The sequence below is a fragment of the Bacillus sp. VA15 genome (genome assembly GCF_055721145.1).
The window spans coordinates 1-400 of record NZ_JBVQPQ010000049.1; the positions used below are offsets into that span (position 1 = coordinate 1).

Sequence of the window (400 nt, forward strand, 5' to 3'; positions counted from 1 at the left end):
TTGCCAGAGGATTGCGCGCATAAAAGGCTCAAAAGAGAGTTCAGAAGCACGCTGCTGGATAAATCCCTTGTCGAGAATGACCCGTTTAAACAATCCATCATAAACGGCTTTCAACGACGCTGCGCCTGCGCCAAAGTTTGCCAGCACCAGCGGAAAATGGATTGCCATTCTCGCCAGTTGCAGATCGTCCTTCCCGTTATTTAAACCTGGATAATTCTCATTAACAGTAAACTCAAGAAACGGATAACGCTCAAGTATTGAAACAGCGTTCCCATTACTTAATAAAAATTCAACAATTACAGGTGTAATATTGATCCATGCAATTAACTGATGCTGAATAAAAAACAGTTTACAGGTATCAAGCAATTGCAGTTTCTCGTTAAACAACGCTAACTCTTCT

1 protein-coding gene is annotated in these 400 nt (G+C 41.2%); it reads right to left on the reverse strand.

Annotation, left to right across the window (positions count from 1 at the left end):
- Nucleotides 1–387, reverse strand: a 387-nt coding sequence (locus tag AC0DBE_RS21685) for an EAL domain-containing protein (protein ID WP_472963774.1), incomplete at its 3' end; no start/stop codon positions are given.
- Between the last annotated feature and the right edge of the window lie 13 nt (nt 388–400).